The 18777-nt window shown below is 65.0% G+C and carries 18 protein-coding genes; 5 read left to right on the forward strand and 13 right to left on the reverse strand.

What is annotated here, in order from left to right:
- Positions 1 to 27: 27 nt before the first annotated feature.
- A complete protein-coding gene (locus tag AArcSt11_RS04860; protein ID WP_250595127.1) occupies positions 28 to 1176 on the reverse strand; it encodes an acyl-CoA dehydrogenase family protein in 1149 nt (382 codons plus the stop codon).
- A gap of 140 nt (positions 1177 to 1316) precedes the next feature.
- On the opposite strand from AArcSt11_RS04860, the gene AArcSt11_RS04865 reads away from it, so the two are divergent.
- Both AArcSt11_RS04865 and AArcSt11_RS04870 read left to right on the forward strand, forming a co-directional pair.
- Positions 1317 to 3503 carry a CDC48 family AAA ATPase gene (locus tag AArcSt11_RS04865; protein WP_250595128.1) on the forward strand — a complete coding sequence of 729 codons (2187 nt, stop codon included), beginning with the start codon at positions 1317 to 1319 and terminating at the stop codon, positions 3501 to 3503.
- 223 nt (positions 3504 to 3726) lie between these two features.
- Complete coding sequence (locus AArcSt11_RS04870) at positions 3727 to 4203, forward strand: zinc ribbon domain-containing protein (RefSeq protein ID WP_250595129.1); 477 nt, start codon at positions 3727 to 3729, stop codon at positions 4201 to 4203.
- A 102-nt stretch (positions 4204 to 4305) separates the two neighbouring features.
- Here the strand turns inward: AArcSt11_RS04870 and AArcSt11_RS04875 are convergent, their stop codons facing one another.
- The 3 genes from AArcSt11_RS04875 to AArcSt11_RS04885 all read right to left on the reverse strand — a co-directional run bounded on the left by AArcSt11_RS04875 (position 4306) and on the right by AArcSt11_RS04885 (position 8922).
- Positions 4306 to 5286 carry a hypothetical protein gene (locus AArcSt11_RS04875; protein WP_250595130.1) on the reverse strand — a complete coding sequence of 327 codons (981 nt, stop codon included), beginning with the start codon at positions 5284 to 5286 and terminating at the stop codon, positions 4306 to 4308.
- Between the two features lie 57 nt (positions 5287 to 5343).
- Positions 5344 to 5931 (reverse strand): protein sorting system archaetidylserine decarboxylase, encoded by a 588-nt coding sequence (locus tag AArcSt11_RS04880; RefSeq protein ID WP_250595131.1) that lies wholly within the window; start codon positions 5929 to 5931, stop codon positions 5344 to 5346.
- A gap of 90 nt (positions 5932 to 6021) precedes the next feature.
- Positions 6022 to 8922: a DEAD/DEAH box helicase gene (locus AArcSt11_RS04885; protein ID WP_250595133.1), complete on the reverse strand. Its 2901-nt coding sequence runs from the start codon at positions 8920 to 8922 to the stop codon at positions 6022 to 6024.
- A 143-nt stretch (positions 8923 to 9065) separates the two neighbouring features.
- Between AArcSt11_RS04885 and AArcSt11_RS04890 the strand changes: the two genes are divergently transcribed.
- Positions 9066 to 9797, forward strand: a complete 732-nt coding sequence (locus AArcSt11_RS04890; protein WP_250595135.1) for a CAP domain-containing protein — start codon at positions 9066 to 9068, stop codon at positions 9795 to 9797.
- Between the two features lies 1 nt (position 9798).
- On the opposite strand, the gene AArcSt11_RS04895 is transcribed toward AArcSt11_RS04890, so the two are convergent.
- The 9 genes from AArcSt11_RS04895 to AArcSt11_RS04935 all read right to left on the reverse strand — a co-directional run bounded on the left by AArcSt11_RS04895 (position 9799) and on the right by AArcSt11_RS04935 (position 17157).
- The gene (locus AArcSt11_RS04895; protein ID WP_250595137.1) at positions 9799 to 9939 is read right to left on the reverse strand and encodes a rubrerythrin-like domain-containing protein; all 141 of its coding nucleotides are present in this window, start codon (positions 9937 to 9939) and stop codon (positions 9799 to 9801) included.
- 123 nt (positions 9940 to 10062) lie between these two features.
- Positions 10063 to 10803, reverse strand: coding sequence for a metallophosphoesterase (locus tag AArcSt11_RS04900; protein WP_250595139.1), 741 nt, complete (start codon positions 10801 to 10803; stop codon positions 10063 to 10065).
- The gene (locus AArcSt11_RS04905) at positions 10803 to 12497 is read right to left on the reverse strand and encodes a hypothetical protein (protein ID WP_250595141.1); all 1695 of its coding nucleotides are present in this window, start codon (positions 12495 to 12497) and stop codon (positions 10803 to 10805) included. The genes AArcSt11_RS04900 and AArcSt11_RS04905 overlap by 1 nt, the downstream gene beginning before the upstream one ends.
- A complete protein-coding gene (locus AArcSt11_RS04910; RefSeq protein WP_250595143.1) occupies positions 12494 to 13768 on the reverse strand; it encodes a Single-stranded DNA binding protein in 1275 nt (424 codons plus the stop codon). The genes AArcSt11_RS04905 and AArcSt11_RS04910 overlap by 4 nt, the downstream gene beginning before the upstream one ends.
- Positions 13769 to 13884: 116 nt before the next feature.
- Positions 13885 to 14469, reverse strand: coding sequence for a DUF2150 family protein (locus AArcSt11_RS04915; RefSeq protein WP_250595145.1), 585 nt, complete (start codon positions 14467 to 14469; stop codon positions 13885 to 13887).
- A 145-nt stretch (positions 14470 to 14614) separates the two neighbouring features.
- Complete coding sequence (locus AArcSt11_RS04920) at positions 14615 to 15454, reverse strand: TatD family hydrolase (RefSeq protein ID WP_250595147.1); 840 nt, start codon at positions 15452 to 15454, stop codon at positions 14615 to 14617.
- 42 nt (positions 15455 to 15496) lie between these two features.
- On the reverse strand, positions 15497 to 15946 hold the full coding sequence (locus AArcSt11_RS04925) for a toxin-antitoxin system TumE family protein (RefSeq protein WP_250595148.1): 450 nt from the start codon (positions 15944 to 15946) through the stop codon (positions 15497 to 15499).
- Positions 15943 to 16518 (reverse strand): DUF7342 family protein, encoded by a 576-nt coding sequence (locus AArcSt11_RS04930; RefSeq protein ID WP_250595149.1) that lies wholly within the window; start codon positions 16516 to 16518, stop codon positions 15943 to 15945. Before AArcSt11_RS04930 ends, AArcSt11_RS04925 begins: the two co-directional genes overlap by 4 nt.
- 168 nt (positions 16519 to 16686) lie before the next feature.
- Positions 16687 to 17157 carry an NYN domain-containing protein gene (locus AArcSt11_RS04935; protein ID WP_238479045.1) on the reverse strand — a complete coding sequence of 157 codons (471 nt, stop codon included), beginning with the start codon at positions 17155 to 17157 and terminating at the stop codon, positions 16687 to 16689.
- Positions 17158 to 17274: 117 nt separating this feature from the next.
- Here AArcSt11_RS04935 and gcvT point away from each other — a divergent pair, with 117 nt between their 5' ends.
- Positions 17275 to 18396 carry a glycine cleavage system aminomethyltransferase GcvT gene (gcvT, locus tag AArcSt11_RS04940; protein ID WP_250595150.1) on the forward strand — a complete coding sequence of 374 codons (1122 nt, stop codon included), beginning with the start codon at positions 17275 to 17277 and terminating at the stop codon, positions 18394 to 18396.
- Positions 18393 to 18776 carry a glycine cleavage system protein GcvH gene (gene gcvH / locus AArcSt11_RS04945; protein ID WP_250595151.1) on the forward strand — a complete coding sequence of 128 codons (384 nt, stop codon included), beginning with the start codon at positions 18393 to 18395 and terminating at the stop codon, positions 18774 to 18776. The genes gcvT and gcvH overlap by 4 nt, the downstream gene beginning before the upstream one ends.
- Position 18777 lies beyond the last annotated feature (1 nt).

The following is an 18777-nucleotide window of genomic DNA, read 5'->3' on the forward strand; positions in this document are numbered from 1 at the left end:
TAGCGGTCGACCGCTACGACGGTCTGCTCAGGACTGCCGGTAGATCAGGTTCCGCTGGATCTCGTTTGCGCCCTCGTAGATCACGGGGACGCGCACGTCGCGGTAGACGCGAGCGATCCGGCGATCGGTGAGCACGGAGCGCCCGCCGTGGAACTGCATCCCCTGTTCGGCACAATCCGTCGCCGTTTCGGTGGCTTTCGTCTTGGCCATGGCGGCCCAGAGACCGGGATCCTCACCCGCTTCGACCTTCTCGGCGGCGCGCCAGGTGAGCGCACGGGCGCTCTCGAACTCCATGCGCATGTCCGCGACGCCGTGCTGGACGGCCTGGAACTCGCTGATGTTCCGACCGAACCCTTCGCGGTCGTGGATGAACTCCCACGTCTCCTCGATTGCGGCGGCGGCCAGACCGATGCCATGGCCCGCGACGACGACACGGCCGTGGTTGAAGAAATCGGCAACCATCCAGAAGCCAGCGCCTTCCGCTCCCACGAGATTCTCCTCGGGGATCCGGAAGTCGTCGAAGACGATGTGGGCCTGTTTGGAGGCACGAAAGCCCATCTTCTCCGGGATATGCTCTGCGTGGAACCCCTCCCCTTCGGTCGGGATGATGAACATCGAGTGGTTGCCGTAGCGGTTGTTCTCGTCGTCGTCGGTCCGCGCATAGAGCGTCAGCCAGTCGCCTTCGACCCCGTTGCCGATCCAGTACTTCTCGCCGTTGATGACGTACTCGTCGCCGTCTTTCTCGGCGGTGGTCTGCATCCCCGCCAGATCACTGCCGGTGTCGGGTTCGGACACTGCGAGGCCGGTGATCTGCTCCCCTTCGGCGACCGGGCGGAGATACTCCTCTTTCTGTGCCTCGCTGCCGTGCTCTTCGACGATCTCCGCGCCGAAACTGGCGAGCTGGAGCGTCAGGGCGATCCCGGCGTCGGCCCTGTAGAACTCCTCGGCGATCGCCAGTACCTCGGTGAGCGAGAGATCCCGCCCGCCCAGATCCTCGCCGAGATCCTGTGCGACCAGTCCGGCGTCCTGTCCGGCTTCGAGGATGTCGTGGGGGTACTCGCCCTTGCGAAAGTACTCTTCGGCATTTGGCTTGATATGCTCGTTGGCGAACTCGCGGGCCTCCTGTTTGACGTCCCTGGCGTGCTCGGGGACGATGGTGTCGTCGAGTAGCTCCATGGTCCCACCGTAGGGCGGGTCGGGCATATAAGCAAGGGAACCGCTAGCACGGCGAGGGGAGTTCATTTCGAGGATATGCGTGGCTGACCGGGAACCCACAGAGGGAATACTTCAAGAACGACCGGATGTAAATAGTGGGTATGAGTCAGCAATCGGGTGGCGTCCGCCTCACCGTCAAAGCTGCCCAGAAACGCGACGCCGGGCGTGGCGTCGCCCGCCTTCCAGAGTCGGCCCGCAGCGAACTCGGCGTCCTCAGCGGCGACACTGTCGTCGTCGAGGGCGAACGCCGGACTGCGACGAAAGTCTGGCCAGCGAGCGGCGACGTACAGGACGGAGCCGTGCTCATCGACGCCGATACTCGGGCGAACGCCGGCGTCAGCATCGGCGATACCGTCACTGTTCGACAGGGATCGCTCAGCGACGCCATCTCGGTGAAGCTTATGCCCCCCGAGTCGCTCGCGGACGTCGACCAGCGCGTCATAGAGCGGGCGGTCAACCGCGACCTGCATGACCGCCCGGTGAGCGAGGGCGAGCAGGTCGCACTGGAGCGGGTCGCCAGCCAGCCCTTTACCGTCACCGACACCTCGCCGGACGGGCCGGTCCGGATCACCGACCAGACGGTTGTCGTCGTGACGCCGCCCCCCGTCGAATCCGACGAGGAACCGGACGTACCAGCAGATATGTCGACGGAACAACCAGCCCGCGACGACGAGAGGGACGAGGAAGCCCAGCCCCCAGAACGGGTGAGCTACGAGGACATCGGCGGGCTGGACGAGGAGCTCGAACAGGTCCGCGAGATGATCGAACTCCCGCTGAGTCGACCGGAGCTGTTCCGCCGGCTCGGTGTCGAGCCACCAAAGGGCGTCCTGCTCTACGGTCCGCCAGGCACCGGGAAGACGCTGATCGCCCGTGCCGTGGCCCACGAGGTCGACGCGGAGTTCATCACCGTCTCCGGGCCGGAGATCATGTCGAAGTACAAGGGCGAAAGCGAAGAGCACGTCCGTGAGATCTTCGAGGAGGCCGAGGAGTCGGCTCCCACGATCATCTTTTTCGACGAGATCGACTCGATTGCCGGCCAGCGAGAGGACGGCGGAGACGTCGAGAACCGGGTCGTCGCCCAGTTGCTCTCGCTGATGGATGGGCTGGACTCGCGTGGCGACGTGATCGTCATCGGTGCGACCAATCGCGTCGACGCCATCGATCCGGCGCTCCGTCGGGGCGGCCGCTTCGACCGCGAGATCGAGATCGGCGTCCCGGACAAGACGGGTCGCAAGGAGATCTTCGACGTCCACACCCGTGGAATGCCTCTCGCCGAAGACGTCTCGGTCGAGAAGCTGTCCGCACAGACACACGGGTTCGTCGGCGCGGATATCGACGCCCTGACCACCGAGGCCGCGATGTTGACGCTTCGGCGCGCCCGGACCGATCCCGATGGGCTCGATGACGCCGACCTCGAAGTCTCGCGAAGCGATCTCGAAGACGCGCTGGCCGCTGTCGATCCCTCCGCGATGCGCGAGTGGGTCGCGGAGACGCCCGACGTTTCCTTCGCCGATGTCGGTGGGCTCGACGACGCCAAATCGACACTCAGGGAGGCCGTCGAATGGCCGCTGACCTACGACCGACTGTTTAGCGTGACCAATACGGAACCACCCAGCGGCGTCCTCTTGCACGGCCCACCGGGAACCGGAAAGACGCTGCTCGCCCGGGCGCTCGCGGGCGAGAGCGATGTCAACTTCGTCCACGTTAACGGCCCCGAACTGCTGGATCGGTATGTCGGCGAGTCGGAAAAAGCCGTCCGAGAGGTGTTCGACCGCGCGCGCCAGTCCGCGCCGAGTATCGTCTTCTTCGACGAGATCGACGCTATCGCCGCCCAGCGTGAGGACAGCCACGAGGTCACCGAACGCGTCGTTTCTCAGCTCCTGACCGAGCTGGATGGAATGGTCGAGAACCCCAATCTGGTCGTGCTCGCTGCAACAAACCGAAAGGACGCGATCGATCCCGCCTTGCTCCGGCCCGGCAGGCTGGACAACCACGTCGAGGTGCCCGCGCCAAACGCTGCGGGACGGCGGGCGATCATCGAAGTCCACGGTCGCGGCAAGCCGTTCGCTGACGATGTGGATCTGGAGGAAATCGCCGACGATCTTGAGGGCTACACCGGCGCGGACATCGAGGCGATCGTTCGCGAGGCGTCGATGTTGTCGATCCGCGAGACGGCCGCGGAGCTAGGGCCCGAAGAAGCCAACGAGCGTGCCGACGAAATCGAGATCACCGCCGAGCACTTCGAGCATGCGATGGAATCGGTCGAACCGACGCTGGCATCGCTCTGACAGATAGACAGCGGACGCCCGCGCCCTTCAGGCGCGGGAGGATGTCAAACGTGTCGAGCACAGGCCCACCCGTTCACGCTGGGAAGCTATCAATCCCAGGTGTCGTTTCTGCGGCTCCCTGATAAAGCAAATAATTAAGTGATATCTGTATAACAGAGTTAATCGAAATGCAAGCAGAACGGCCCATTGAAGCGTTCCAACAGCAGTTCGTGACCTCACATTCATGAGTGGAAAACAAAAACGAGCCGACGAAGTGTTCTGCAGGTCCTGTGGTGAGCCAATAAAAAAGAGAGCGGAAATCTGTCCTAACTGCGGAGTTCGGAACAACAAGGCCGGTTCATCAGGGCAACGGAGAACGTCCCGCACACCTTCGACACCCCACAATCCCGCACAGTACGAGACAACCGTCTCGGATACCTGGTGGTATGGGGTTGCCGGCGGAACCGCTCTTTGGGCACTGGCGTTCATCTTCGCCGGAGTGGTGGGAGACAGTCTGGGGCCGTTGGCTGGATTCGTTTTGTTAGGTGCCTGGATCGGATTGCCACTTGCCGCGTACTTCGATATACAGTATGTCCGGGCGAATGCAGAGTGGAACCCGACCACTGTCCTCTGGATGATTCTCTTGGCAATCTGGCTTGTGAACATCCTTGCCGGTGTGGTGTACCTTTATCGCCGCCACGAGGTTCTTGGCGTCCCCTGAGCCCTGCGAACTGTGGAGTTCACCGGTTTCTCGTGAACCCGGGTGAGACGTGCCAGCCTCACGGACCATCTTTCGATCCCGTGTGTGTTTTTGTGGGAGCCGCTACCAGAACATCTCCGTCGCCCGATGGCCCGTATCGTACGCATCCAGCCCCTCGCCGGTGAGCCGAGTCACCCGAAAATCGTCGTACATCGTCGTGTCGGTGTAATCCACGAACGTGATCGGCAGCACGAGCTTACCATCCCGCCGGTACAGGCTTGCGATCGCCGTGTAGACGTGTTTGTGTCGGGCGTTGCGGACGTACCCTGCGACGACGGGCTCGGTCGCCGCGTGGGCGGGGACGGCCTGTAGCGCCTCCGCAGATCGACGTGTCAGCTCGGTACAGAACAAACCAGTGTTCTCGCCGTCGGCGATCGCCCCGAAGTCGGTCGGCGACTCGAAGTACTCCCGGAGCTCGACCTGACTCATCAGCACGTTGTCCTCGACGGCTCCCGCCAGATACCGCGGCACGTCGTAGTTCGAGTACTCCCGGAACGCCGTCATGAGTTCCACGACCACGCGCTCGGGATCGGTCGGTGGCGAGCCGAGAAACTCCTCGACGACCTCGGGGTCGGCGTCGGTCCACAGGTTCCGGGACGCGCCAACCGAGTGCGCTCGGGTGTCGACCTCGCGCAGTCGGTCGAAAAACGCCTCGTAGCCCGACGGCTCGACGACGTACTCGCCCGCCCGGATCGTCTCGACATCTCGGACGAGCTCTTCGAGTGGGCTGCCGGGCAGGTCGTACTCGGCGTCGACGGCGGCCGCTTCGGCGGGCGTTGTGTCGCTCAGTGACAGGGTTTCGACGCGTTCGCCGGACGCTGAGAGAGCGAGTTCGTCGCCGGACAGCGAGATGGCGTACTCACCCAGATCGGCCCGATAGTCGTCAGCGCCGAGGCGCTCGGCGATCAACGGGCGCAGGTCCTGCTCGGTGAGGTTCGTCCCGGTGATCCGGCCGTAGCCGATGACGGTGTTGTGGGCCGCCCGACCGGTGCCGACGGCGAGCAGGCCGCCGCCGATGTACTTCAGCGCCTGCCGTCGCTCCATGGTCGGATCCATCGGATGGCCGGTACTAAGCTTTGTGTTCCCGGGTGTGTCTCCTGCTCACTCCCGGGCCAGCACCGTCTCGCCGGCCCGCACCGTCTTGCCACGCTCGACTGTGAGATCCGACCGGTCGTACTCGGGGGGCAAGAGGACGTCCGCACGAGACCCGAAGGAGATGTGACCGATCCGGTCGCCCCGCTCGATGCGCGCTCCGGCCTCGGGATAGGGGTGGATCCGCCGGGCGAAGGCACCTGCGATCAGGGTCACCGTGTGATCCTCGAAGCGCAGGTGGACCCGCTCGTTGTGATCCGACTCCTTCGAGAAGGCGGGCCGGTGTGCGCCCGGGACGTGCTCGACGTCCTCGACGACCCCGCCGAGCGGCGCGCGATTGACGTGGATGTCCCAGACGTTCATGAACACGCCGACGCGAAGCCGACCGTCCTCCTCGCGGATCACCGACACCGTCCCGTCCGCCGGCGAGACGACGCCCTCGGCGTAGGGCCGCCGGTCGGGATCACGGTAGAAATACAGCACGCCAGCCGCGAGCGCGACCAGCGTGAGACCGACCGGCGGAACGAACAGGATGCCCGGAATCGCGGCGACGAGCAACGGGACGGCGTATCTGCGCGCTCCCGATGCGAATTGCATGCATCGATGTTGGTGCGGGGGCCCTAATGAGGTTGGGGGATCCGTCGACAGCCCTCAATCCCGGGGGCGGGGTCAGTCTCGGCCGATTGGTCAGTCCCAGAACGACTGTGTTCGGGCGTACTGTCGCTCCTGTTCGAGGATGTCCCGGTAGAACTCGTCTTCGTCCTCGCGCAACCGATTGATGATCCGGGCGGCGTTGTGCGGGCCGACGCCGCGGGCAGCCAGTGCGATCACCGCCTGTTTCCCGTGGGTCTGGACCAGACTGCCGGCGCGGTAGGCCCGCTCTGTCTGGCGTTCCTGTTCGTCGTCTTTCTCCTGGGCGCGAACCGCCTGGACCACCTCGTCGGCCCACGGGTTCAGCGCGGCGACTCTGGTCGACCCACACTCGGGGCATTTGGGCTGTTCACGGACGCGCCGGACTGGCTTTTCGGTCTTCCACTCCGTGCAGTGCAGACAGAGCAGGATGACTCGATCGTCCTGAATCCGCTCGCGAACGGTGTCGATGACGCTCGCGTCGGCGTTTTCGGGCGAGAGCAGCTCGGTCCCGCTGGAGCGTCCCCCGGACCCGACCGGAGTGCGCCCGCCGACGATCTCGACATCGAGCTCCTCGCGCTGGATCGCCGCCAGCACGTCGCTCGCCGCCGCGACGTCCAGGTCCTCGTGGAACACTTCCCGGACCGCCTCGTCGTAGACCGGCGTGTCCTCCAGCGCGGCGAGCAGGCGGCCGCTGGAGACGCTCGCGTCGCCCTGCCAGCGCTTGATCCGGCCGAACTGCTCGGCGACCTGCGCCAGCCGGAATTTCAGCGTATCCGAGCGTTTGAGGCTCAACTCGATGATCGTCTCGACGTGGCCCGGGTCGGTCGTTTCGAGCACCTCGACGACGTCCGGGGCCTCGATCCGGCCGGGCGTCTCCAGCTCGATCCGGTACGGATCGACGTCCAGCGCGATCGACGAGCCGGTGCGCTGGCCCAGCAGCGAGGAGAGTACCCGGCCGAGCGTCTCGTTGGTCTGGTGGCCGAAGGGCGCGTTGACGACGATCGTCCGGCCCTCGCGTTCGATCACGAGCCTGTCGTCGGTCGGCATCGGATGCTCGGTCTCGGCGTGGCGCTCTAGCTGGGTTAGAGCGTCGCGAGCAGTGTGTTCGTCTGCCGGATACCGACGCGTGAACTCGCTCGCGACGCGCCCGGCGTCCGCGCCGCCAGCGAACTGCGGTTCGGCGACCCGGCGCATCTCGCCGACCTCGCCCGCGACTGCCCCGGGGACCGGGATCTCCTGACCGATCCAGGAGGGGACCTCGCCCGCCGGGTCCTCGATCGGCGAGACTTTGACTTCGCTTTCTTCGTCGTCGATGTCGGTGATCCGCCACATCTCGCCGCGCTGGATGAACACTTCGCCCTGCGTCGCGAAGTTGACGACGAAGCGCTCGTCGAGCGTACCGATCTGGCAGCCACTGGCCACGTCGTGGACCTCGTAGGTTTCCTCGTCGGGAATCATCGAGAGGTTCGCGTAGACGTACTGCCACGTCCCGCCGGTTTTCTCGATCCTGTCTTCGCCTTCGTCGTACCAGATGACGCGGTTGCCCGCCAGCTCCTCGACGATCGACCTGAACGTCGACTCGGTGAGTCCACGGAACGGGTAAGCCCGGCTTACGAGTTCGTAGGCGTCCTCGACTGCAATCTCCTCGTGGCCCATCGCCAGCGCGACGGTCTGGTTGGCGACCGCGTCGAGGCTCCCCTCGTGGATCGGGTGGTGCTCGACATCGCCCGTTTTCGCGCGGCGGGCGATCGCCAGCGCCTCGAACGTGTCGTCCGGGCGCGTCGTGATCACCGTCCCCGAGGAGACCTGATCGCGGCGGTGACCTGCCCTCCCGACGCGCTGGAGCAGGCGCGAAACCTGCCGAGGACTGGCGTACTGCACGACGTGATCGACGTGGCCCACGTCGATGCCCAGTTCCATCGAGGAGGTACACAGCAGGGCGTCGATATCGCCCCCTTTGAACCGGTCCTCAACGTCGATCCGGGCGTCCTTCGAGAGCGAGCCGTGATGGACGCCGATCGACACGTCGGTATCGAGCGCGCGCACCTCGCCGTCCGGTCCGAGCGTTTTGAACCGCGATCCCAGTGCTTCCGCCGTCTGGCGCGTATTGACGAAGATCAGCGTCGACTCGTGGGCCTCGACGAGTTCGACGATCCGCCGGACGTGGCTTGCGACGGATTCGTTTGTCATCAACTCGCCCGCGAGGCGTTCGTCGATCGGTGTGATCTCGGGCGTCTCGACGTCGAGTTCGATCCGGCTCCCCACGTCGACGCTCCGGATCGCACGCTCGCGCCCGCCGGTGAGAAAGTCGGCGATCGCGTCGGGATCGCCCACCGTCGCCGAGAGGCCGATCCGCTGGAACTCACCCGCGACCTCGCGCAGGCGCTCCATGGCAATCGCCAGTTGTGCGCCGCGTTTCGACGCCGCGAGTTCGTGGACCTCGTCGATCACGACGTGATCGATCGATTCCAGCCCCACTCTGAGCTTCGAGCCGGTGAACATCGCCTGCAGGGTCTCGGGTGTGGTCACCAGCACGTCGGGCGGGTTCTCGGCCTGCTTGCTGCGCTGGTAGTCGGTCGTATCGCCGTGGCGGACGTCGACGCTCACGTCCAACTGCTCGCCCCACCACTCCAGTCGCTCGCGCATGTCACGGTTCAGCGCGCGAAGCGGCGTGATATACAGTGCCGCGAAGCCGGAGTACGGATCGCCAGCCTCGGTCGGCGTCTCGGCGCGCCGCTGTGCGATGGCGTCGAACACCGGCAACATCGCGGTCTCGGTTTTCCCCGTCCCGGTCGGGGCGATCACGAGCCCGTTCTCTCCGGCTGCGAGCGGCGGAATCGCGCGACGCTGTGGCTCCGTTGGTGTCGAAAAGCCCCGCTCGGAAAGCGCTGCCCGGACCTGCTCGCCGAGATGCGTGAAGGCCGCAGAATCCGGGACGACCTCGCCCCCTGTCATCGTCTCCAGTTCGGGCGCGACGGGGTTAAGCCGTTTGTTCCCGGGCGTTCCTCCCGGCGTCTTTCACCCCCTGCCGGTAAGCGCCGTATAGTCATTACTCACGAACCCTCTGGTTCGGGTATCGCCCTGTGTCTCTCGCTCTCATGTCCACCCCCTTGCTCACGACGCTGTTTCGGGTGCTGATCGCGCCGCTAACAGTACTGGCCAGGCTGGTCGCAGTAGTGTTCGGCCTGCTGATCGGGCTGGTAAAGGCCCTGCTCGCCGTTCTCGTCCTGTCAGTTCTCGTCGTCGCCGCCCTGCAGGTCGGCGGCGTCGGCGTCGATCTCGGTCCCATCGAGGACGTGCCGATTCCGGGAAGCGACGACGAGGTCGCGCCCGGTGATCCGAACACCTCTACTTACGGCTTCGACGACGGCGAGGTCAACAGTACGGCCGTCGAACGCGAGATCCACGACCGGGTAAACGAGCGCCGGACTGCTCGTGGACTCGACCCGCTGGAGTGGGACTCGACCGTCGCGTCAGTCTCCCGTGCCCACAGCAAGGACATGGCTGACAGGGAGTACTTCTCGCATACGACGCCGGAGGGCGACGGGCCTCACGACCGTTACCGCGAGGTGGGAAGCGGCTGTTATGCCTACGGCGAGAACATCGCGATGTCGTGGGCAGGCCAGCCGGTCGATGTCGACGGTGAGACCGTCACCTACACGACGAATGAGGAACTGGCGGAGGGACTCGTCACCCAGTGGATGGAGTCACCGAGCCATCGTGAGAACATGCTCCACGACCGCTGGGAATCCGGCGGTGTCGGCGTCTACGTCACCGACGACGGGCAGGTGTTCGCCACGCACAACTTCTGTCGCGGCCTCGGGCTGTGACCTACTCCCGGGCGACTGCGATGTTGCGGACGACGCCGCCACACTCCGGACAGTTGCCGGTGATCTCCTCGGTTGTTCTGCTCAGACACTCGGTACACTCGTAGTACGCCGACGAGGGCGTGTACGGATCGGATCGAACCATGTGTCATGATACCAGCATACGCCGTATTTAGCAGTTGCCACTAATGTGTTCTACAGCGCAACAATATGACTATATAGTGAACAAACGGTCAGTATTGGACCGAGGTTCGAAGTCTTTGTCCTGTCAAATCTCGTCGAACGGCCCGAGCCGCGTGCCGTCCAGCAGATATGCCTGTCCATGGACCAGCGCGTCGGGGAGGAAGGGTGCGAGAAAGTCGTCGTTCGTGTTGACCCACGTGCCGCCGACGAGGTCGTTGAACGCGGGAACGACGATCAGCTCGGACGCCCCGACCGGCGCGTCGTACCGGTCCTCGAAGACGCTCCCCTCCAGCCCTCCGCGCAACCAGACGCGCTCGGCGCGGCTGCCGCCGACCTCGTCTTCCAGCCGGACCTGTGGATGCTCGTGAGCCACACAGACGATATCCGCCGCGAGGACGTCAGGGTCGGGCCAGGTGTGACCGTGTGCGAAGCCAACTGATCCGAGTCGGATGCCGCCGCCGTCGGTGACCGTGACATCCTCGATCCACGACTCGATCTCGCCGTCGTGGTTTCCCTTGACGAGCGTGACGTCGACCGCGGGGAGCGATTCGAGTAGCACCTCGATTTCTCCCCGCTCCGCGCCACCGGGGCCGCCGATCGAGTGCATCAGGTCGCCGAGGACGATCAGGCGCGTCGCGCCGGTCTCGGCGAGCAGTCGCTCGATCCGCTCGCGGCGCGCTTCCGCCTGGCTGTCCAGTGACAGTCCCCGTTCCGTCCGGAGCGCGGATTCGATGCCCGCGTGGACGTCCGCGATGACCAGTGCGGGCTCGCCGTCGATATCGGCGATTGCAGCGGCCTCGCCGGGGATCGGCTCGACAGTCGCCATCAGATCGGCTTCAGGGTGTCGTCGGTCGGCTCGTAACACCGCCCGCCCATCAGCGCCTCCTCGATGGCGTCCTTGACGTCGGGTTCAGTCATCCCCGTATCCTCAATCACCGCGTCGATCAGGTCGTACCGGTCGACGCCGTCCCCGTCGTCGAGTTCCTGCATCGTCTCGATGACGACGTCGGTCAGCGTCACGTCGTCGGGGATGTTCACCTTGCCCTCGCCAGGGCCCGCCTCGTCATCGTCGTCCTCGGATCTGTCGTCGTCTTCGGCCCCCGGGTCGTCCTCGGTCTCGGACCCGTCGGGGTTTTCGTCTTCGGTGGCCGGCTCGACGTCCGTCTCGGTCGCCGCGACGTCCTCGGACGCCTTGCCGTCCTCCTCGGCTGGTTCGTCGAGCTCGTCCGGATCCGGCGTCTCGATGTCGGCCTCGCCCGGTTCGGGCACCTCGGTTCCGGTGGAGAACTCGGTGCCGTACTCCTCTTCGATCTCCTCGCGCTCGTCCTCGGAGAACTCGTACATCTCGCCGGTCCCGGCGGAGTCGTCGGACTCCGCGGCGGTCGAGTCGGCGTCCTGATCGGGCCCAGTATCGTCCGAGGCAGCTGCAGTTTCGTCCGATCCGGTCCCCTCAGCGTCCGTTCCGGTCTCGAAGTTCCCGACCGACTCGCTTCCCGACAGTACATCGTCGGCAGTCACGCTCTCGTCGGACTCCTCGTCCACCGTCTCGGGTTCGCCAGTCGTATCGTCCGGCTCCTCGTCCGGTGTTTCCGTCACACTCTCGTCGGTGGCATCCTCCGACGCTTCGTCACCTGTTTCCGAAACGGTGTCCTCGCTCGCTGTTACAGGATCGTCGTCGCCTGCCGTCACCTCGGTCCCCGATTCCGCCGGCTCGTCGAGGATGTCCGGTTCGCCCGCGCCCGTGTCGTCCGCGGTCGCGCTCCCGGTGGTCTCCGGAGCGGGCAACTCGCCAAGGCCCTCCGGCAGGTCGTCGACAGTTACGCTACCGTCGCCCTCGCCGGGTGCAACGGCAAGCTCGGCTACTTCCTCGCGCTCGCCCGCAACGGTTTCGGTCGCCTCGATTGCGAGGTCGCGGATCGCAGCGAGGTACTCGGGCGTCGTGCCGTAGTGTTCCAGCGCGAGGCGGATCCCGTTTGCGTGCTCGGGTGTTGCTCCCGCATCGACGAGCAGGGATTCGAGTTCCTCACCCGCTTCCGGACGCTCCAGTGCGGTTGCCATCGTCGCCACGCGCTCGATCGTCTGCTCGGCGGTGCCGACGATCCAGCGATCCCGCGTCTCGGCGTCGACCCGGTTGATGCTTTCGGGCCGGATCGACGTGAACACACGATCGGAGTCCTCGGGCTGGAACGTCCGCGCCTTGCCGGTAATTGCGAGGAACGCGGGCGGATCAACCCGTTCGAGGAATGCCAGTTCGTCGGGCTGGTACTGCCCGGCGTAGACGACGAACGCGCCGGTCGGATCGACGATCCGCGCGCGCAGCACGTTATCGTTGACCTGCTCTAGCTCGGTGAGGACGCCGACGACGAACATGCGGTTGACGCGCGCGCCGGTCGGCGTCACGACGTAGTTCGGGGCGCGTTCCTCGTCGCTTTCTTTGTAGTCAAGCGTTGCGTCCTCGAACTCGGCGGCGAATAGCCGATGGGCCACCTCGCGGCGGCTGACCTCCTCGTTTCCGCTCATCCGCGCACCTCCGTGAGCAGGGCGGTTGCACGTGATTTCGGCTCGTCGTCGACTTCGGCGAACTCCGAGGCGTCGAGGTTCGCGCCGTACTCGTCGACCGAGAGGTGCCCGCGGATGCGGAACTCGCGGCCCACGATCCCCTCGCGGATCGAGTCGGCGACGACGGTCTGATCCATCGCCTCGCGGGCCTGCTCGCGGGCGTCTTCCAGCCCGCCGCCGTAGATCTCCTCGGTGATTTCGGCGTCGAGCACCGCGGTCAGCGTACCAGTCCCGTCGTCGACGATCGCTTTCACCCGCAGGTCGTCGTAGGCGTCGACCTCGCCGTGGGTGCGACACTGGCCGTTTTGAACCACTCGATCGCACTCCGGACAGCGCTGGATCAGTCCGGAGCCCTCCCGGACCGAGAGGACGTGACCGGTCACTTCGACGTCGTAGACGCCGCCCGCGTCGACGGCCTCGCCGATCGCCAGTCGGGTCCCTGTGTCGCTCACCTCGACCGTCCGGTCGAGTGCTGTAACTGTTGAGAACTCCGAGACGTTGATCGAGGGGACGCCACGGTACTCGCGGACGTAGGCGTTCTCGACTCTGACCGAGTTCCCCTCGGTTTCGAGGTCGGGATGGGGATCCCAGTCGGTGAAGGGGAGCTGTCCCGTCTCGTCCGCGAGCACGCCGCTGAGGATGTCCGTTTCGCCATCGCGACCGTCGATCGTCCGGCGTTCGACCTCTGCCACCTGCACTTCGACGTTGACGCCGCGGTCGCCCGTCTCGATGTCGACGAGGTCGGCATCGCCGCCGATCTCGTAGGGCACATCAAGCGGGTCCTCTTCGACGGCAACGCTCGTCCCCTCGCCGAGGTTGAGCTCCGGTTTTCCGTCCCACTCGCGAACGCCCGCATTGCCGATCGTGAGCGTGTCCCCGGCCGAGAGCCCGAAGTCCTGCCATGCGGTGTAGTCGATTCGACCGGACTCGTCGGCGAGCGTCCCCTCAAAAATTGTCTGGTCGTCGCCCTGATACCGGATCGAGCGCTTGCCGACCGACAGCACGCGCGCGGTGACGGTGACGCTCCCGTCCGCGGTCGTGATCTCGTCGATGCTCTCAATCGAGTGTGTTCCCGTGGAGTCACTGGTGCCGCCGTACTTGCGCCGCAGGCTCTGTACGGCCTCGTCGATCGGCACGCTGTAGGCGACAAGGTTCTCCAGGTCCTCTGTGACCTCCTCTTTGTCAACACCGAGGTCGGAGGCGAGCTCCTCGGCACGTTCTTCTACCGTCATCGCTCCCCACTTCGCAGCGAGTGATTAAAAAGGGTTGGCGGAAAGCGGGAGTGAAATCGGGCAGGGTCCCGCGCCGCCGGTCAGCGGTACTCGTGGACAGTTTCGGCCGAGAGCGATCAGGCCTCGTCCTCTTCCTCGACGACTTCCGGGTCGCTCATCGCGCTCTGCAGGCTGTCGAGGCCGTTCACCCACGTCGAGACGAGCCCGTACTCCAGATCTTCGGCAATCGAGAAGTCGAGTTCCTCGCCGTCGATGATCATCGTGCCAGCCTGCACGAGGTAGCCAAGCGCCGCGTCGATGTCCTCTTCGGCCTCCGCGTCGGCGGCCGCCCGGACGTACTGTTCGATCTCGGCGTCGTCAGTTGCGCCGTTGGCGACGTACTCCTCGGCAGCGTAGAAGACGCAGACAAGGCTGGTCTGGACATCGTCGACGAGCAACTCCTTTTCCTCGTCGTCGAACTCGACCTCGCTCAGTACGATCTCGCGGATCTCCTCGATCTCGTCCATCGCCGTGTCGGCATCGATCTCGCCGTCGTCGTGGGCCGAGACGACTTTTGCGACGGCGATCGCGGCATCGTCCTGCAGGTTGAGCAGGAGTCGTGCCGAGTCCTCGTCTTCGGGATCGAGATCCTCGTCGGTAATTCGGTCGAGCCAGTTCTGCCAGCGTTCCTCTGAGTAGAACTCGTTCGGCGGCGCGCTCATACTCTGACGGTACGCTGGCGGCTTGAAAACCCTTTCTCTCCGATGCCTTCGGATAATGCGAGGAATATCCGTGATAAAACGGCTGTAGGGCGGCCTACAACAGGATATAGCTCTCGTCTGGACAATCAACCGGTTGCAGAATAGTTTATAAATGGTTGTGGGTATCGATTCCGTACACCGCCCGTGGTGTCTCGACGTGTGCAGTCCTTACTGCCGCGTCGTAGCCCTCCTCCAGCAGCCAGCGAACTCGCCGTGGGACGGTTTTCGGCCCCATCACCGCGCCGGGGCGATCGGGATCGTCGACAAAGTCGGTCTCCATGAGAAACGGCTCGCCCGCCTCGGCCGCGACGCGCAGGCGGTCTTTCTCGCTCATCACGCTCGGGATCGGCCCCGCGAGTGTGCCCCCGGAGTAGTGTTTGACAACCTTGCCCGCCGGAAGCCCGGCTTCTTCGGCCCACTCGGCGACCTCGGTCAGATCGTCGGTCCCCTCCGTGTGTAACTGGACTGCACAGTCTAGCTCAGCGCCCAACTCGAAGGCATGGCGCATGACCGCGTTCGAGGCGTCCCAGACGGCGTCGTCGACCTCGTAGTGGGGCCGCCCCGACTTCAGCGCGAGCGCCCGACCATCGCCAACGATCTCCGCGGCGACGTCCAGCCCGGCCTGCATGAGATCGCGGGCCTCCTCGGGCGTGAATCCTCGGTCATCGACGAGCCGGGAGATCAGCCCCGGGTGGACGCCAAGCACCGGCCACGCCCGCCCGTCGAGTAGCTCGCTCGCGTCCTCGACGATCGCGATCGTCCGCTCGAACACCTCACGGAAGTCCTCGCCAGTGTTGACCTCGACGTCGAGATGCCAGGAGGGCTTGTTGACGACCAGCAGATGCGTCCCGCCGAGTCGCGCGAAGTCATCGACGGCGTCTAACCCCCGGCCGTAGTCGGGATCGAGGTGCATGTGGTTGTCCAGCACCGGCGTGTCGAGTTCCATGGGTCGAGGTTGGACGGTGGGGCCGAAAGGACTTCGTTTCGTTTACGTATCGGTCCAGAACGCACGCTGGCGCTCTTCGATTTCTTCGAGCACCAGCGAGAACACGTCCCGCCAGTCGTTCGGATCGGACGCGTCGGTTCCCGGCGTCGGTGCGTCGGGACCGGGATGGATGTGGTCACGAGCATTGTGCTCTGATGGATGCCGATCCCATCGGTGGTCGAACGATCCTTCGATCGTTTCCTCGTGATAGTGCACCGAGAAATCCCCGTTCTCGTACCAGACGATCTCCAGTCGCGCCGTGTCCACGCTCTCCGGATAGAATCCGGGGTCATACGTTAGAACAATCCGATCCGGGGCAAACGCTGGCTGTCGGTCGATATCCTTGAACCGATCGTCGGTCCGGCATCGGTCCGCGATCACGTCCAGCCGATCGAAATCGACCGGCGCGCCGCTGTGCTCGTCGTCGGACGCTTGTTCGTCGCGGTTCGTCATACAGCGGGCCGCTCCGTCGCTCCGTCACTCGCGTCCGTCTGCAGTGCCCGTTCAAGCAGCCGTATCCGCCGTCGCGCCGTCCGCCACGCAGCCACGTCCTCCCAGACCCCCGCTACTGACTCTCCTCGCTCGGACGCCTGTCCCGTAACCGAGACGTCGTCCGGCACGTCGACGCCGAACGACTGAGCATACGCGTCTGCACGCTCGGTTTCCTCGGCGAGCATGTCGACGAGTTCGTCGTTGGCGAATTCCTCGCGGAGTCGCTGAACACGACGCCAGTCCAGATACGCCTGATTCCGCTGGTAAGTCGCGGGGGACTCGGTGACACGCGTAACGATCCCCATGCGCTCGAACCACGCCAGATACTCCCGTGCGGCGTCGACACCGTGACCAGCTCTGTCAGCGATCTCGCTCACTGGTGCGGCCTCGTCCAGTCCGAGCACTGTCTCGAAGAAGTCGTCGCGGGTCCGCCCGCCAGAAATAACTTCTTCGGGATCGGTCAACGCCTCGAAGTCCGGCAGTTCACCGCGTTCCCCCGCGTCGGCCCGTAGCTCCTCGGCTGGCTCGTCCATGCGTACAGATTCGACTGCCTGCGGAATAAGTCTTTGTCTCACGGATTATTCCGTCTGCTATCGGTTGGCCTTGCTACTGATCGTACTACAAAATTCGAAGTGTGATACTACTATTCTTGAATTATTATACTACAGATATCGAAGTAATGGCGAAACACGTTTCTACAGTCACTCTCCAAGCAATACTGCGTCGTTCGCCGCGTTCCGCAGCGCATCAGATCTGCCGTGCGTCCCAGGAGCGATCGCCACGGTACGGATGCCGTTCCGGCCCGCCGTCTCCAGCACCGGCTTGAAGTCAGTATCGCGCGAGGCGATCACCAGCACGTCGATCTCGTCGCGGACTGCCGTCTCGGCGGCGTCGATGGCGAGCTTGACGTCGACGTCCCCGCTCGTGATGACGACCTCGTAGCCCCGCGCTTCGGCGGCCTGAATCAGTCCCGGCGTGGCGTGTTCGTCGAGATAGAGGCGCGTGACGCCCAGCTGTCCGAACTCCGCGGCGGCGTCCCGGACATCGTCGAGGTCGACATCGAACTCGTCGCGGAGCACGTTCGGACCGTCCACGAACAGTCCGACCCGAACGCGGTCGGCGTTGTCGACCGCCGAGATCCGGTCCTGCAGGGCACGTAACCGATCAACCATGGGCGTTCTATCCAGTCTCGGCGGATAGGTGTGACGAAACGCCGGGCGCGACGACTGCTCGATCCCCGGCAGGGAACGGACGGAAAATCATTACTCCCTGCCCGACAATCCACCTGTATGTCGCTACGCCTGCCGCCGCTCGCGGCGGTACACCAGGATCGGGCCGCCAAACTCACCGACTTCGGCGGCTGGGAGATGCCCGTCGAGTTCGACTCGATCCGGACCGAACACGAGGCCGTCCGGAAGTCGGCCGGGATCTTCGATGTCTCGCACATGAGCGAGATCGAAGTAAGTGGGCCGGACGCCACCACGTTGATGCAACGGCTCACCTCGAACGACGTCACCGCCCTCTCGCCGGGTGACGCCCAGTACTCGATGATCACCGACGAGGCCGGGCTGATAATCGACGACACGGTGGTCTACCGGCTCCCCGAGGGCGACCGTGCGGTCGCCCCGGATGGCGACGGCGCCCGGTATCTGTTCGTCCCGAACGCCGGCCACGACGAACTCATGGTCGACCGATGGGTCGACCACCGCGACGAGTTGGGTCTCGATGCGAGCGTTACGAACCGCACCGAGGAGTACGCGATGGTCGCCCTGCAGGGGCCCGACGCGTCGGACGCGCTCGCGGCAGTCGCCTCGGGCGACGTCCGGAACCTCTCGCCGTTCGAGGCCACGTACACCTCCGTCGCGGGCGTCGACGCGCTCGTCTCGCGGACGGGCTACACCGGCGAGGACGGCTACGAGATTCTCGCGCCGTGGGACGACGCAGAGACAGTCTGGTCGGCCTTCGACTGTCAGCCCTGTGGACTCGGCGCGCGGGACACGCTCCGGATCGAAGCCGGATTCTTGCTCTCGGGCCAGGACTTCGACTACGAGGATGACCCACGCAACCCCTACGAGGCGGGCGTCGGCTTCAGCGTCAAACTCGACACCGAGTTCGTCGGGCGTGACGCGCTCGAAGGCGTTCACGAGGAGGGATCGGACCAGAAGTTCGTGGGTCTGCGCCTGATCGACCGGGGCGTCCCGCGTCACGGCTATCCGATCACGACGCCCGACGGCGAGACGATCGGCACCGTGACGAGCGGGACGATGAGCCCGACGCTCGACGAACCAATCGGACTGGGCTACGTTGACCGCGAGCACGCCGCGGTCGGGTCGACCGTGCGCGTCGAAATCCGCGGCCAGCCGAAAAAGGCAAGGATCGAACCCACGAACCTACTCGACGAATACAGATGAGCTTCGAAACTCCCGACGATCTCGGCTATCTGGAATCACACGAATGGGCCCGACGCGACGGTGACACTGTACGGGTCGGCATCACGGACTTCGCACAGGACGAACTCGGCGATGTCGTCTTCGTCGAACTTCCCGACGTCGGCGACGAACTCGACGCCCAGGCGGAGTTCGGCGTCGTCGAGAGCATCAAGGCCGTCTCCGATCTCTACGCTCCGGTCGGCGGCGAGGTCACCGCGGTCAACGAGGACCTGTTCAGCGCGCCCGAGCTCGTCAACGACGATCCGTACGGTGAGGGGTGGATGCTCGAACTTGAACTCTCCGAGGAAAGCGACTTCGACGACCTGCTGTCGGCCGAGGAGTACACCGAACAGACCGAATAGC

The organism is Natranaeroarchaeum aerophilus, assembly GCF_023638055.1.
Classification (GTDB): domain Archaea; phylum Halobacteriota; class Halobacteria; order Halobacteriales; family Natronoarchaeaceae; genus Natranaeroarchaeum; species Natranaeroarchaeum aerophilum.

Coding starts and splice junctions, on each gene's coding strand:
- AArcSt11_RS04860 (WP_250595127.1), bottom strand. CDS start 1,176: ATGGAGCTACTCGACGACACCATCGTCCCCGAGCACGCCAGGGACGTC.
- AArcSt11_RS04920 (WP_250595147.1), bottom strand. CDS start 15,454: ATGGAACTCGACACGCCGGTGCTGGACAACCACATGCACCTCGATCCC.
- AArcSt11_RS04930 (WP_250595149.1), bottom strand. CDS start 16,518: ATGGACGAGCCAGCCGAGGAGCTACGGGCCGACGCGGGGGAACGCGGT.
- AArcSt11_RS04895 (WP_250595137.1), bottom strand. CDS start 9,939: ATGGTTCGATCCGATCCGTACACGCCCTCGTCGGCGTACTACGAGTGT.
- AArcSt11_RS04865 (WP_250595128.1), top strand. CDS start 1,317: ATGAGTCAGCAATCGGGTGGCGTCCGCCTCACCGTCAAAGCTGCCCAG.
- AArcSt11_RS04905 (WP_250595141.1), bottom strand. CDS start 12,497: ATGAGCGGAAACGAGGAGGTCAGCCGCCGCGAGGTGGCCCATCGGCTA.
- AArcSt11_RS04915 (WP_250595145.1), bottom strand. CDS start 14,469: ATGAGCGCGCCGCCGAACGAGTTCTACTCAGAGGAACGCTGGCAGAAC.
- AArcSt11_RS04875 (WP_250595130.1), bottom strand. CDS start 5,286: ATGGAGCGACGGCAGGCGCTGAAGTACATCGGCGGCGGCCTGCTCGCC.
- AArcSt11_RS04900 (WP_250595139.1), bottom strand. CDS start 10,803: ATGGCGACTGTCGAGCCGATCCCCGGCGAGGCCGCTGCAATCGCCGAT.
- AArcSt11_RS04910 (WP_250595143.1), bottom strand. CDS start 13,768: ATGACGGTAGAAGAACGTGCCGAGGAGCTCGCCTCCGACCTCGGTGTT.
- AArcSt11_RS04885 (WP_250595133.1), bottom strand. CDS start 8,922: ATGACAGGGGGCGAGGTCGTCCCGGATTCTGCGGCCTTCACGCATCTC.
- AArcSt11_RS04870 (WP_250595129.1), top strand. CDS start 3,727: ATGAGTGGAAAACAAAAACGAGCCGACGAAGTGTTCTGCAGGTCCTGT.
- AArcSt11_RS04935 (WP_238479045.1), bottom strand. CDS start 17,157: ATGGTTGATCGGTTACGTGCCCTGCAGGACCGGATCTCGGCGGTCGAC.
- AArcSt11_RS04880 (WP_250595131.1), bottom strand. CDS start 5,931: ATGCAATTCGCATCGGGAGCGCGCAGATACGCCGTCCCGTTGCTCGTC.
- gcvT (WP_250595150.1), top strand. CDS start 17,275: ATGTCGCTACGCCTGCCGCCGCTCGCGGCGGTACACCAGGATCGGGCC.
- AArcSt11_RS04890 (WP_250595135.1), top strand. CDS start 9,066: ATGTCCACCCCCTTGCTCACGACGCTGTTTCGGGTGCTGATCGCGCCG.
- gcvH (WP_250595151.1), top strand. CDS start 18,393: ATGAGCTTCGAAACTCCCGACGATCTCGGCTATCTGGAATCACACGAA.
- AArcSt11_RS04925 (WP_250595148.1), bottom strand. CDS start 15,946: ATGACGAACCGCGACGAACAAGCGTCCGACGACGAGCACAGCGGCGCG.